This window comes from Hymenobacter wooponensis (genome assembly GCF_004745865.1).
Taxonomy (GTDB): Bacteria; Bacteroidota; Bacteroidia; order Cytophagales; family Hymenobacteraceae; genus Hymenobacter; species Hymenobacter wooponensis.
Genome location: NZ_SRKZ01000002.1, coordinates 213,006 through 227,165, shown reverse-complemented (window position 1 = coordinate 227,165; position 14,160 = coordinate 213,006). Strand labels below are relative to the sequence as shown.

The 14,160-nt window shown below is 55.7% G+C and carries 11 protein-coding genes; all 11 read left to right on the top strand.

Annotation, left to right across the window (positions count from 1 at the left end; all coding sequences use genetic code 11):
- Positions 1 to 58: 58 nt before the first annotated feature.
- Positions 59 to 580 carry a GNAT family N-acetyltransferase gene (locus EU557_RS07110; protein WP_135529734.1) on the top strand — a complete coding sequence of 174 codons (522 nt, stop codon included), beginning with the start codon at positions 59 to 61 and terminating at the stop codon, positions 578 to 580.
- A 166-nt stretch (positions 581 to 746) separates the two neighbouring features.
- The gene (locus tag EU557_RS07105; RefSeq protein ID WP_135529733.1) at positions 747 to 1,988 is read left to right on the top strand and encodes a glycosyltransferase family 1 protein; all 1,242 of its coding nucleotides are present in this window, start codon (positions 747 to 749) and stop codon (positions 1,986 to 1,988) included.
- 66 nt (positions 1,989 to 2,054) lie between these two features.
- On the top strand, positions 2,055 to 3,236 hold the full coding sequence (glf, locus tag EU557_RS07100) for a UDP-galactopyranose mutase (protein ID WP_135529732.1): 1,182 nt from the start codon (positions 2,055 to 2,057) through the stop codon (positions 3,234 to 3,236).
- Between the two features lie 185 nt (positions 3,237 to 3,421).
- Positions 3,422 to 4,735 carry a family 1 glycosylhydrolase gene (locus tag EU557_RS25715; protein WP_210116004.1) on the top strand — a complete coding sequence of 438 codons (1,314 nt, stop codon included), beginning with the start codon at positions 3,422 to 3,424 and terminating at the stop codon, positions 4,733 to 4,735.
- The gene (locus tag EU557_RS25710) at positions 4,732 to 5,658 is read left to right on the top strand and encodes an SDR family oxidoreductase (protein WP_210116003.1); all 927 of its coding nucleotides are present in this window, start codon (positions 4,732 to 4,734) and stop codon (positions 5,656 to 5,658) included. Before EU557_RS25715 ends, EU557_RS25710 begins: the two co-directional genes overlap by 4 nt.
- A gap of 213 nt (positions 5,659 to 5,871) precedes the next feature.
- Positions 5,872 to 6,900: an acyltransferase family protein gene (locus tag EU557_RS07090; protein ID WP_135529731.1), complete on the top strand. Its 1,029-nt coding sequence runs from the start codon at positions 5,872 to 5,874 to the stop codon at positions 6,898 to 6,900.
- Between the two features lie 170 nt (positions 6,901 to 7,070).
- Positions 7,071 to 10,478, top strand: a complete 3,408-nt coding sequence (gene secA / locus EU557_RS07085) for a preprotein translocase subunit SecA (protein WP_135529730.1) — start codon at positions 7,071 to 7,073, stop codon at positions 10,476 to 10,478.
- Positions 10,479 to 10,661: 183 nt separating this feature from the next.
- A complete protein-coding gene (deoC, locus tag EU557_RS07080; protein WP_135529729.1) occupies positions 10,662 to 11,333 on the top strand; it encodes a deoxyribose-phosphate aldolase in 672 nt (223 codons plus the stop codon).
- Complete coding sequence (locus EU557_RS07075; RefSeq protein ID WP_135529728.1) at positions 11,314 to 11,871, top strand: sporulation protein; 558 nt, start codon at positions 11,314 to 11,316, stop codon at positions 11,869 to 11,871. The genes deoC and EU557_RS07075 overlap by 20 nt, the downstream gene beginning before the upstream one ends.
- A 100-nt stretch (positions 11,872 to 11,971) precedes the next feature.
- Positions 11,972 to 13,177, top strand: a complete 1,206-nt coding sequence (locus EU557_RS07070) for a M20 metallopeptidase family protein (RefSeq protein WP_167855116.1) — start codon at positions 11,972 to 11,974, stop codon at positions 13,175 to 13,177.
- 21 nt (positions 13,178 to 13,198) lie between these two features.
- On the top strand, positions 13,199 to 14,023 hold the full coding sequence (locus tag EU557_RS07065; protein ID WP_135529727.1) for a hypothetical protein: 825 nt from the start codon (positions 13,199 to 13,201) through the stop codon (positions 14,021 to 14,023).
- The last annotated feature ends 137 nt before the right edge of the window (positions 14,024 to 14,160 follow it).

The window sequence follows — 14,160 nt, the reverse complement described above, 5'->3', positions numbered from 1 at the left end:
AGCAGCGGGCCCGAACCTTGGCAATAGCCTAATAGGCCTAGAAAGCTTAATAAATCATATGCTCTCCTCCGACCTCGTTTTCCTGCGCCCCCTCGAAGCCGAAGACTTAGATTTTCTCTATGCGCTGGAAAATGACCCTGCCGTGTGGGGAGTGTCGGATACATTGGCGCCTATTTCTCGCTACACGCTGCGCCAATATCTCGATAATGCGGGAGCTGATTTTCAGGAGGTACGCCAGCTTCGATTAGTGCTATGCAGGCAGGATATAAAGATAGCGGTAGGTACATTGGATATTTTTGATTTCAACCCTCTACACCAGCGGGCCGGCGTGGGTATAACGGTGCTAGGCCAGTACCGCCGACAGGGCTACGCACGTGCTGCATTGGATTTATTGCTGCCCTATGCCCGCCAAGTGCTACGATTGCATCAACTATATTGCACTATTGCCGTAAACAACTTAGCTAGTGTAGCCCTGTTTAAAGTAGCAGGATTTAAGAAAGTTGGAGTACGCCGAGAATGGTTGCGCACGGCGGAGGGGTGGCAAGATGTGTTGGAGATGCAACACCTTCTGAGTAACTGACTATTTCTAGGCCAGTAAGCTCCAGAGTGCAAAACGCAGATAGTGAAGCTCGTCTATATCCTTTTACGGAGGGGGGCGTATAGAGACATAACCAGATAAGCACTGCCAGTTATTGCAGGTTCGTAAAGGGGCAGGGCCGTCTGTTTAACGCTTTATACTGTACCCTATGTCGCTGACCCCACCAGCGGAGTCACCCGTGCGTGCCTCTGCCTCCTCTCCCTCACCAACAACTTCTGCTTCTGCCGAAAACCTACGCTATGCCCTGCCCGATTTAGTTTGCTTTGCTCATTTGCATTGGGACTTTGTGTGGCAGCGCCCTCAGCACCTTCTTTCTCGCTTTGCGCAGCATGGCCGCGTGTTTTATGTAGAAGAGGCTTTCTATCACGCCGACGACCTCATTGAGCCCCACATGGAGGTGAAGGAGCGCCAAAACGGTGTTAAAGTTTTGGTAGTGCATCTGCCCGCCCGCCTGCGCGGCCAGGATGATGCCGCCGACCAAGCTCAGGAGGAAGTGTTGGCTAACTACTTCCGGGAGCAGCACATTGAGAAATACATTTTCTGGTACTATACCCCCATGGCGCTGGGTAAGTCGCGCTCCTTCCAGCCCGTCCTGACGGTATACGACTGCATGGATGAGTTGGCAGCCTTCAAATTTGCTCCACCTGCGCTGCAGGAGCGGGAGCAGGAGCTGTTCCGCAAAGCAGCGCTGGTATTTACTGGCGGCCATACGCTTTACGAGGCCAAAAGCCAGCAGCACAACGACGCGCATCCCTTCCCCAGCAGCATTGATAAAGTGCACTTTGGGCAGGCCCGGCAGCCCCAAGCCGACCCCGCCGACCAAGCCGGTATTGCGCATCCGCGCGTGGGCTTCTTTGGGGTGGTAGACGAGCGCTTAGACATTGAACTACTCCGCCAGCTGGCCGATGCTCACCCCGAGTGGCAATTTGTGATTATTGGCCCCGTGGTAAAGATTGACCCCGCCATTTTGCCGCGTCAGCAGAACGTGCACTACCTCGGCGGAAAAGACTATCAGGAACTGCCTTCGTATTTAAGTGGTTGGGATGTAGCAACGTTGCTGTTTGCCGACAACGAGAGTACCAAATTTATCTCGCCCACTAAAACTCCCGAATATCTGGCCGCCGGACGGCCAGTCGTGAGCACCCCGATCCGTGATGTGATTCGGCCCTACGGCGAATTGAACCTCGTACAGATTGCCGCTACGGCGGATAAATTCGGGCAGGCCATTGAAAAGGCGCTGACCCAGACCCAGGACGCCGACTGGCGCCAACGCACCGACGACTATCTGGCTACAATCTCTTGGGATCAGACCTGGGAACAGATGGTACAGCTGATGCAGCAGAAGCTTACGCCTGCTACCAGCAAACCGCTTACCGCAGCACTGTCTTAGTACTGCACTCTACTTACTCCATCACCTGTTCTTTCCCCCTCATTTCTTTCCAAACACCGCTTCGTTATGTTCGATTATCTCATCGTAGGAGCCGGCTTCGCTGGCAGCGTATTGGCCGAGCGGCTTGCGACTCGTTCCAATAAAAAAGTACTGGTGGTGGACAAGCGCAACCATATTGCTGGTAACGCCTATGACCATTACAACGAAGAAGGTATCCTGGTCCACAAGTATGGCCCACACATCTTCCACACCAACTCGAAAGACGTATTCGAATATCTTTCCAATTTCACCGATTGGCGCCCCTATGAGCACCGTGTACTGGCTTCAGTAGATGGCCAGCACGTGCCAATGCCTATCAACCTCGATACTATCAACATGCTGTACGGCTTGTCGCTGAACAGCTTTGAGGTAGAGCAATTCCTGGAGTCGCTGGCCGAAAGCGTGCCGGTTATCAAGACTTCTGAGGACGTTGTAGTAAGCAAAGTTGGCCGCGAGCTGTACGAGAAGTTCTTCCGCAACTACACCCGCAAGCAGTGGGGTATGGACCCCTCGGAGCTGGATAAGTCGGTAACGAGCCGCGTACCTACCCGCACCAACCGCGACAACCGCTACTTCACCGACACTTACCAGGCCATGCCGCTGCACGGCTACACCCGCATGTTCGAGAACATGCTCAATCACCCCAACATCAAGGTGATGCTGAATACCGACTACCACGACATCATTGACTTCATTCCTTTCAAGGAAATGATTTTCACGGGTCCGGTAGACGAGTACTTTGACTTCAAGTATGGTAAGCTGCCCTACCGCTCGCTGGAGTTCAAGCATGAAACGCTCAACACCGAGCAGTTTCTGCCAGCTCCGGTAGTAAACTACCCCAACGAGCACCTCTATACGCGCATCACGGAGTTCAAGCAGCTCACCGGCCAGCAGCACCCCAAAACCAGCGTGGTATATGAGTATCCGAAGGCTGAGGGCGACCCATACTACCCCGTACCACGCCTTGAGAATGCCGAGCTGTACAGTAAGTACAAGAAGCTGGCTGACGAAACGCCCAAAGTGCACTTCGTAGGCCGCTTGGCTACCTACAAGTACTATAACATGGACCAAGTGGTAGCGCAGGCTCTCACTTTGTACAAAAAACTCACGGAGAAAACCGAAGAAGCCCAGAAAGTTGTAAAGCCAGCTATTACGGGTTCGGCCTCCATCATTAACAAGCTCGTACCGCGCGATCCGGCCAAGGAATAGCGGTTTCTGTAACTGGCTGCCAGATGCTGTCATTCTGGGCTGGTGATGTGAGGTGTACTGGTTACGCAGGCCATTAGGCGTGCCACCAAAAGCTCCGCATCCCGGCCCAGAATGACAGATCTGTTTTCAGGTGTTGCTAACTCAACACTTGGCCATCTGAATCTGCGGCCGTAATTGAAAGCAGTATGGAACATGTAGAAATGTGGGGCGGCGTAGAATGCACCATCCGAAGAATTGGTGATGGGTATTCAGACCAACTTGTTAGCAGTGGCCATCGGGACCGGCTAGAGGACCTGGACCTAATTGCTGAGTTGGGAATCCGCAAGCTGCGATACCCCATTTTATGGGAGCAGGTAGCCCCCGAAAGTCTGGACACCCCCGACTGGACCTGGACGGATGAGCGGATGGCTCGTCTGCGAGAACTGGGCATTGATCCCATAGTGACGCTGCTGCACCACGGCAGTGGCCCGCGCTACACGGCGCTGCATCAAGAGAATTTTGTGTCGGGGTTAGCCCGCTTTGCCAAGATGGTAGCCGAGCGCTATCCCTGGATTAAGCACTACACGCCCGTAAACGAGCCCCTAACCACGGCGCGCTTCAGCGGCCTCTACGGCATCTGGTATCCGCACGGCCTCGACGACCAGACGTTCGTCCGCATTCAACTCAATCACATCAAGGGCACCCGTGAGGCCATGAAGGCTATTCGGGAGGTAACGCCCGATGCCCAACTAGTGCAGACCGAAGACTTGGGCAAAACACACTGCACGCCTAAACTGGCCTACCAAGCCGAGTTTGAAAACAATCGGCGCTGGCTGACCTTCGATTTGCTATGCGGCCGCATAACTGAGCAGCACCCCATGTGGGGCTACCTGCATGAACATGGTGCTTCTGAAGCGGAACTGCTAGATCTGGTGGCTGATCCGTTGCCGCCTGATGTGCTTGGTATCAACTACTACATCACTAGTGAGCGGTTTCTGGATGAAAACCACCAGCACTTTCCCGCGCAACACTTGCGCCAAAGCGAGGAGCGAGTTGATTACGCCGATGTAGAAGCCGTGCGCGTGCGCCTAGTGCAACTGGCCGGTATTCATGATCTGCTGCTAGAAGCTTGGGAGCGGTATCAGCTGCCCATTGCCATCACCGAAGTGCACCTACAATGCACCCGCGAGGAGCAGATGCGCTGGATACAATACGCCTGGGATGCCGCTAACCAACTGAAAGAAGAAGGCGTGGATATGCGTGCCATTACCATTTGGTCGCTGCTGGGTGCTTACGACTGGAACACACTGCTCACGCAGGATGGAGCCTACTATGAAAGTGGCGTATTTGACCTGCGAGGGGGAAGCCCCCGGCCTACCGCTCTTTTCAAAATGGTAAAAGGCTTAGCCACCGAAGGCCACTACGAACATCCGCTTCTGCATAATAAAGGATGGTGGGAGCGTGAAGACCGCTTCATCTACCATCATCACCGACCCACCACCAATACCCTTGAGCTATGAGAGTACTTGACCTACATGAAATAAACGCAGGCCTGCCCCCTGTGCAGCCTCTGCTTATCACCGGCGCCAACGGTACGCTAGGCCAGGCTTTTAAACGTATCTGCGTCCTCCGAGGTATAGAATTTGTGGCCTTGGGCCGCGCTGAACTTGACATTTCAGATCCACTGGCTGTAGAAAGAGTGCTGGCCCATTTCAACCCGTGGGCAGTAGTAAACACGGCCGGGTACGTGCGGGTTGATGACGCAGAGCAGGAATACGCGCGCTGCTACCGTGAAAATACCATTGGCCCTGCAATTCTGGCGGCCGCCTGTGCGTATCGGGATATCAAGTTGCTCACCTTCTCCTCCGATCTGGTCTTCGACGGCAACAAGTCGGAGGCCTACGTAGAAAATGACATGCCGCGGCCTCTTAATGTGTATGGCAATAGCAAGCGGCTAGCTGAGCGCGATGTGTTGCAACGGATGCCCGAGGCCCTGGTCGTTCGTACCAGTGCATTCTTCGGCCCCTGGGATGAGTACAACTTTGTGTATTCGGCTCTGCGCGCTGGTCACAAGAACCAGCACTTTGAAGCAGCCGACGACGTCTTGATGTCGCCCACCTACGTCCCTGACCTCGTTAATGTGTCGCTCGACTTACTCATTGATGAGGAGCGCGGCGTGTGGCACTTGGCTAACCAAGGCTCCTACACCTGGGCCGATCTGGCCCGTTTAGCCGCCGATATGGCGGGCTTAAATACCTCCTTTGTAGTGCCTCGTGCTATGCAAACCCTGGGCTTGGCCGCTGCCCGCCCTGCTTACAGTGTGCTCGGCAGCAAGCAAGGCAACCTCCTTCCATCCGTTGAAGAGCGCCTACATGGGTGTGTAGCGGAGGTAACGGAGAGCATTAAACAGCTGTCTGAAGAGCCGATGGCCGTTGCTTCTTAGCAGCTTGTCTAACCGGCGAGGCAAAATGGCCTCTTTAAAGTTTAAGTAAAAGAACACTCCGCCCTAAAACTCTTCCTTTCGTGGAAACCCCGCAGTCTCACCGAGGCAGCGGGGTTTCGTCGTTGTAGCCCTAGCGTAAGTGGCCTAGGCCAGTACCGTGTGGGAGTCGGGCGCGACCTGTAATTTGCGGGGTGTACTTCCAGCTTCTACGCTATGCAAAATAACTTCGACGCCGTGCGGCTAGGCCTAGCTTTGGTGGTCGTGTTGTGTCACTTGGCCGTGCTAACGGGGCTGCCGTCATTTCAACCTTTTCTGACGTACCTCTCGGCTGATTTTGCAGTGAAGGGCTTTTTCGTGCTCAGCGGCTGCCTGGTAACGCGCAGCTTTTTGAATAGCAGGTCTGGGCTTGAGTACGCTGAGAAGCGTGTGCGCCGCATTTATCCGGCTTACCTGACCACAATTCTGGTGGCCTGGCTACTAGGCCTAGCGGCTACGGCCTTGCCGCTAAGTGAATTCTTGCGTACTCCAGCCAGTTTCAAATACCTGCTGGCTAATGCTACCTTTCTAAACTTCTTGCAGCCTACGTTACCGGGCGTATTTGAGCACCACCGGGTGCCGGTAATGAACGCCTCCCTCTGGACGATCAAGGTAGAGCTATGCCTTTACTGTTGCGTGCCGGGGCTTGTGTTCTTATTTCGCCGAATTGGTCCGTACAAAACCGTGGTACTAGCTTTGGCTATTGCCTTAGTGTGGGAATGGCTGCTAGGCCAGGCTGCTGGAATAAGCCCCAAAATGGTGGCCGAATTAAGCCGCCAGTTTCCGGGTATGGTGCATCTGTTTGCGCTGGGTGCGCTATTCGGGGTTGAAGAGCGGCGACTAGGCCAGTACTTGGGTTGGGTAGTGCTAGGGGCAGTGCCGCTGTTTTGGCTGCTGCACGAACACAGCCTGCGCGCAGTGGTTGAGCCCATCTGCTATGCAGCCGTTATATTGTTTCTCTCCACTCGTTTGCCCATTCAACTCAACGCCGGAAAGTGGGGAGATTTATCGTATGGCACCTACTTATTGCACTTTCCTATCATTCAGATGTTTATTCATGCAGGGCTGTTTCAGCATAATGGGTGGCTGGGAGTAGTAGTATTGCTAGTGGTATTACTTGGCTGTGCGTTTCTGATGTGGCACGGGGTTGAAAAGCCCTGGCTTAAACGAAACTCGCATTACGTTGCGGCTCAAATAAGTAGTTAATAAAATCGGGTGCGCCCCTCAGGATCGAGAGCTTTTGAGCTGTCAGCCTCTGGTAAGTCGCACTAGCTAAAATCGGTCAGATTGACGGTGCGTTATGATATGGGACGATTTTGGCTAGAAATCTTGTAAATTTGAGGTGCGCCCCGGCGTTTCAATTAAGGTAAACCAGCATGTTTGATTTTCTAGGGAAAACCGTCGCCAAGATTTTCGGTTCTAAGTCGGACCGGGACTTGAAGGAGATTGTTCCGTATGTGGCGCTGATAAACGCCGAATATGCCAATCTGGCACAACTCAGCGACGACGAGCTGCGCGCCCGCACCGATGAGGTTCGGGCCCGGATTGATGCTCACCTCAAAAATATTGACGACCAGATTGCGGCCCTACATCAGCGTGTGAACGAAGATGCTTCGCTGGATGCTATCCAGAAAGAGCAGGTTTTCGACCAGATTGATGCCCTGGAGAAGCAGCGCAACAAGGAACTGGAAGTAGTACTCATGCAAGTGCTGCCCGTTTCTTTTGCCATTACCAAGGAAACCGCCCGCCGCTACGCCCAGAACGGGCAGCTGGTGGTAACGGCTACCGACTACGACCGGGAGTATGCGCGCCGCAAGAGCAACGTCACCATCCAGGGCGACAAAGCCATCTGGAGCAACAAGTGGCTGGCTGCCGGCGCCGAAGTAACCTGGGACATGGTGCACTACGATGTGCAGCTGATTGGCGGCGTAGTGCTGCACCAGGGTAAAATTTCGGAAATGGCCACGGGTGAGGGTAAAACCCTCGTATCTACGTTGCCCGCCTTCCTGAACGCGCTGGCCCGCCGCGGCGTGCACGTGGTAACCGTCAACGACTACCTCGCCAAGCGTGACTCGGAGTGGAATGCGCCGCTGTTCGAGTTTCACGGTATCTCGGTTGACTGCATTGATAAGCATCAGCCCAACACTGATGCCCGCCGCAAGGCCTACCTCGCCGACATCACCTACGGTACTAACAACGAATTCGGCTTCGACTACCTGCGCGACAACATGGCCCGCGACCCCGAGGAGCTGGTGCAGCGCAAGCACCACTACGCCATGGTCGATGAGGTGGACTCCGTACTGATTGACGATGCTCGTACGCCGCTCATCATCTCCGGTCCTGTGCCGCGCGGTGATGTGCACGAGTTCTATCAGCTGAAGCCCCGCATTCAGATGCTGGTGGATGCGCAGAAGAAGCAGGTGCAGAACTACCTGGTGGAGGCCCGCAAGCTCATCAAAGAAGGCAAGGACGGCCCGAAAGAGGGTGAGGGTGGCCTAGCGCTGTTCCGCGCTTATCGTGGCCTGCCCAAGAGCAAGCCGCTCATCAAGTTCCTCTCGGAAACTGGTATGCGCGCCGTGCTGCAGAAGACCGAGAACTTCTACCTGCAGGACAACCAGCGCCAGATGCCCCAGGCCGATATGCCGCTGTTCTTCACCATTGATGAGAAGAACAACCAGATCGAGCTGACCGAGAAAGGCATTGACCTTATCACTGGGCAAGGCGAAGACCCGCACTTCTTCATCATGCCCGACATTGGCTCGGAGCTGGCTGCCATTGAAAACAGCAAGGAGCTGAACGGCGAAGAGAAGCTGCACACCAAGGAGAAGCTCATGGACGACTTCCAGGTGAAGTCGGAGCGCATCCACACTATCAACCAGCTGCTGAAAGCCTACACCCTGTTTGAGAAGGATGACCAGTACATCCTCACCGACGACGGCAAGGTGAAAATTGTGGATGAGCAGACCGGCCGTGTGATGGAAGGTCGCCGCTACTCTGATGGTTTGCACCAAGCCATTGAGGCCAAGGAAAACGTGCGCGTAGAAGACGCCACGCAGACCTACGCCACCGTAACCTTGCAGAACTACTTCCGCATGTACCACAAGCTGGGCGGCATGACGGGTACGGCCGAAACCGAAGCCGGTGAGTTCTGGGAAATCTATAAGCTCGACGTGGTGGTAATTCCTACCAACCGCGGCATTGCCCGCAAAGACGAGCACGACAAGGTATACAAGACCGTTCGCGAGAAATACAACGCCGTAGCCGAGGAAATCCAGACGCTGGTGCAAGCTGGTCGTCCGGTGCTGGTAGGTACTACGTCGGTTGAAATTTCGGAGCTGGTAAGCCGCATGCTCAACCTGCGCAAGATTCCACACCAGGTACTGAACGCCAAACAGAACCAGCGCGAGGCTGAGATTGTAGCCGCTGCCGGTTACCCTGGCACTGTTACCATTGCTACCAACATGGCTGGCCGTGGTACCGACATTAAGTTGCGCGGCACCGCTAAGGAGTCAGGTGGCCTAGCTATCATCGGTACGGAGCGTCACGAGTCGCGGCGCGTTGACCGCCAGCTGCGTGGTCGGGCCGGCCGCCAGGGCGACCCCGGTTCTTCGCAGTTCTTCGTGAGTCTCGAGGATAACCTGATGCGCTTGTTCGGCTCTGACCGGATTGCCAAACTCATGGACCGCATGGGCCTGGAGGAAGGTGAGGTTATCCAGCACTCGATGATTACTTCTTCTATTGAGCGCGCGCAGAAGAAAGTAGAGGAAAACAACTTCGGCACCCGGAAGCGCCTGCTGGAGTACGACGATGTGATGAACGCCCAGCGTGAAGTGGTGTACAAGCGCCGCCGCAACGCTCTGCACGGTGAGCGTCTGGAGCTGGACGTGTGGAACATGATCTACGACGTTTGCGAGGACATCGTGGTAGGCCATAAAGGCAATAATGACTTTGAAGACTTCAAGCTTGCCGTTATCCGGGTATTCGGTTACGACACCCACCTGACGGCGCAGGAGCTGAGCGGCATGCAAGCCGGCCAGCTCACGCAGAAGCTCTACGATGAGGCCCTGGGCTACTATCAGAGCAAGAACGACTTCATTGCTGGCAACAACATGCCGCTGATCAACGACCTGCTCAGCCAGAATTCGCCCTACGAAAACATTGCCATTCCGTTCACGGATGGTCGCAAGCAGATTCAGGCCATTGCCAACCTGCGCCGCGCCCAGGCTACGGGTGGTCACGATGTAATTCGGGCTATGGAGAAGGTAGTGGTGCTGTCGGTTATTGATGAGGCCTGGACCAAGCACCTGCGCGCCATGGACGACCTGAAACAGGTAGTACAGAACGCCGTGTACGAACAGAAAGACCCGCTGCTGGTGTACAAGTTCGAGTCGTTTGAGCTGTTCAAGCAGATGATTGGCAAGGTAAACGAAGACACCATCCAGTTCCTGTTCCGCGCCGACGTGCCCATGCAGCCCGGCCAGGATGGCTACGACGAGCCCGAGTATTTCACCGAAGACGAGCTACCCGTTGCGCCGCCCATGCCCAAGCTGAAGGCCGAGAAAGAAATTTCCTCGGTGTCGTTGGGCGCTGGCCCCGAAGACCTGGAGCAGGCCGCTGGTCAGCCGCAGGTGCTGGAGAAGCAGCAGCCGGCTAAGTCGCAGAAAGTGGCTAACCGCAACGAGAAAGTGAGCGTGCAGTACATGGATGGCCGCATTGTGCGCGATGTGAAGTTCAAGTCGGTTGAAGACGACCTGCTGAACGACCGCTGCGTATTGGTTGACTAAGAAAACCAGGGTTTTATAAACGGGCCGCGTTTCCAATCCGGAAGCGCGGCCCGTTTGTTGTAGGGCACTTCGGCCGCTCTGCAGACCTTCCCGTATGGTTCGCGTATGAGCCTGTTATGTACCTACGTCAATCAACCAAACGCGCACTACCAAGTTCGCGCTACATCCCCCTACCTTTGCTCCGTGAACCTCGCCTCGTACATCGACCACACTCTCCTCAAACCTGACGCGCAACCCGAACAGATTGAACAGCTCTGCCAAGAGGCCGCCGAATACCAGTTTGCCAGCGTGTGCGTGCCGCCGTGCTACGTGCGCCTAGCAGTAGAAAACCTGCGAGGTACGGGCGTGCCAGTGTGTACAGTTGTTGGCTTCCCGCTGGGCTATGGTCTTACTAAGGTAAAATTCTTTGAAGGACACCAAGCCCTGTCGGAAGGCGCAACGGAGCTGGATATGGTCATCAACATTGGCGCTCTGAAAGCCGGTCGGGTAGAGGAAGTAGAAGAGGAGGTTGGAGAGCTGGCCGAACTGTGCCACCTGCGGGGTGCCATCTTGAAGGTTATTATTGAAACGGCTTTGCTGACGGAGGATGAAATAGTGCTGGCCTGCGAGATATGCGCAGAGGCCGGTGCCGATTTCGTGAAAACCTCTACGGGCTTTGCCAGCCGGGGCGCAACCGTTGCCGACATCGAGCTGATGCGCCAGTCGCTACCCACTCACATTCGCATTAAAGCTTCCGGTGGTATCCGCACCCGGGAAGCGGCGCTGGCTCTCGTGGCTGCTGGTGCCGACCGCATCGGCTCCTCTAATAGTCTGGTGCTGCTGGAAGACAACTCCCATGAAACACTCGCTTCGTAACGTGCTGCTGCTTTCCACCCTGTTTTCGCTGGGCGCCTGCGCTTCGTCGGGGCCGGCGGCGCCATCGGTTTCTTCCGCTCCGGACACCACACGCCGACCAACCTCGTCGGCTGCTGCGGCCCCCGCTGAAGACTTAAGTAAGTACCGGCCCGTGTTTGCAGCTCCTAAGGCGCCAGTAGCAGCGCCCGCTGTGGCGGCTAGGCCAGTAACGCCCACCAATCAGGTAAACGCCCAGATTGAGCAGCGCCTACGCGACCAGGCATACACCAACAAAAATGTGAAGTATGCCCAGGGCTTCCGGATACTGGCCTACGTAGGGCTGGAGAAGGAGCAGGCCATGAGCATCCGGCGGAACATCATCAGCCGCTACCCCGAGGAAACGGACTACCTGGCCTACAAGCAACCCATCTTCCGCCTCTGGGTAGGAGACTACACCACGCGGCTTGAGGCCGAGCAGGCCTTGCAGCGCATCAGGCTGCTGGCCCCTAAAGCGCAATTGGAGTCATCGCAGGTAGTGCTCAACAAAACAACTTTTTAACCGTGCCCACTACTCGGGTGCTGCAATGGGAAGAACCTGACTTGTTGCGAGGCCTGGCCTGAGTGCGGTATTTACATAGTCTCGATTCACTTTCCCGAGTATGCTGCATCTGATTACGCGCATCAAAACGCTGGCCGCAGCGGCTGCCACCGAAACTACAGCCCTGCGTGAGCATCTGCACGCTCATCCTGAGCTCTCTTTTCAGGAGTTCAATACGGTGGCCTACGTGACCAAGCAGTTGCAGGAGCTAGGCCTGCAAACGCAGCCCATTGCCAATACCGGCGTGGTGGCTCTTATTGAAGGCCGCAACCCCAGTACCCGCACCGTGGCCTTACGGGCTGATATGGATGCGCTGCCCATCACGGAGCAGAACGAGGTGGCCTACAAATCAACTACCCCCGGCGTAATGCACGCCTGCGGCCATGATGTGCACACGTCGTCGCTGCTGGGTACGGCCCGCATTCTCACCCAACTCCGCAACGAGTTTGAGGGCACCGTGAAGCTGATGTTTCAGCCCGGCGAGGAGTTGCTGCCAGGTGGCGCCTCCTTGATGATTAAAGAAGGCGTGCTCGAAAACCCTAAGCCGGCTAGTGTACTAGGCCAGCACGTATTTCCGCGGCTGCCGGCTGGTAAGATTGGGATTCGGGCGGGGCGCTACATGGCTAGCACCGATGAGTTGTACCTGACCGTGCGCGGCAAAGGTGGCCACGGCGCCATGCCCGAGCAGAACATTGACCCCGTGCTGGTAGCCGCCCACATTATTGTAGCCGCCCAGCAGATTGTTAGTCGTCGGGCCAACCCCAAATTGCCCTCGGTACTTTCTTTCGGAAAAATTATTGCCCAGGGTGCTACCAACGTTATTCCGAATGAGGTGTACATGGAAGGCACCTTCCGGACGCTGAATGAAGAGTGGCGCAATGAGGCCCACGAGCACCTGCGCCGCCTCTGCCAGGGCCTGGCCGAAAGCATGGGCGCTAGCTGCGAGCTGGAAATCCGGCGCGGCTACCCGTATCTGGAAAACGAGCCTGCCTTAACGGGCCGCGTGGAGCAGGCGGCTGTGGAGTACCTGGGCCGTGAAAACGTGGTGGAGCTAGATCAGTGGATGGCCGCTGAGGACTTTGCCTACTTTTCGCAGGCCACCAGCGCCTGCTTCTACCGCCTTGGCACCGCCGCCGCTGACGGTAGCAGTCGTTTCACTTCCTCAGTGCATACACCTACCTTCGATATTGATACCAAAGCCCTCGAAACGGGTCCGGGCCTGATGGCTTGGCTTACCCTGCGGGAGCTTGCTGAGCAACAGGCCTAGCCTTATTTCACCTCCTTATTAATGATACGTACCCGAGCTTATTTACTAGTACCAGCGCTACTACTGGCCGCCCTTACGGCTACTGCCCAACGGCGCCTAACCAGCAATACGGCATTACAACCAGAGCTGCAGGCGGAGCTGGCCCTACAGAATAACGACTACCTACTAGTAGGCGTAAGTGCCTTGAATGTGAACGGCGCCGGAACTACCTTCTCCGGCGGGCAGCTACGGCTAGGGTATGAGCACTTCTGGAGCGAGCAATGGAGTGGAGGTGCCACCTTACGGTTGCTACGTCAGTACGGCCAAGGGTACGGCGACTTCTTGGGCCAGCCGGGCAACATAGTACCGGGCGTATTTGTGCGCCACTCGGGTAAAATTAGCTCCTTCAATTTTGGGCAACGCCTAGGAGTAGAGTACGGTATCAGTACCGTGGATGTGCTATCTATTATCGAACGGAATAACCGTGCATCAGCCCGTTTGCGCCTTGATGTAGACCGCATTTTCCCGTTGGGCGAGACCGTGGCTTTGCGCCCCCGGGTAGCTTACGAAGCAGCCGCTTACCTCCGTTTTCAGCGGGATGAAAATCAAGTCAAGGAGCGCACCATCGATTTCGGGGTATTACGAGCCGAAGTGGGCGTACGCCTTTCGCCCCACGTTGACGTTACGCCCTGGGTAGCCTCGCAAACGGCATACACAGTGTTTGTAGCGCAGTATGACGCACAGGGGCGGCAGGTCAGTGGCGGCCGTACCAATCTCGTAACTCCCGTAGTAGGCCTAGATGCTCGCTTCACATTGTTTAGCGGCGATGCAGCACAGGAGCGACGTCAGCTCCCAACGCAACATTAAGTGAGATTGGTAGCGGCGTAGATAGCGGCTCTATATGCAAACCAAGGTATTGTAGGCCACTTGGCTGCGGTTTGTGCTTCGGCGCATCGTAGAGCCAAGTGGCCTAGCTACTTCCTAGATAATAGAAATGACAGTTT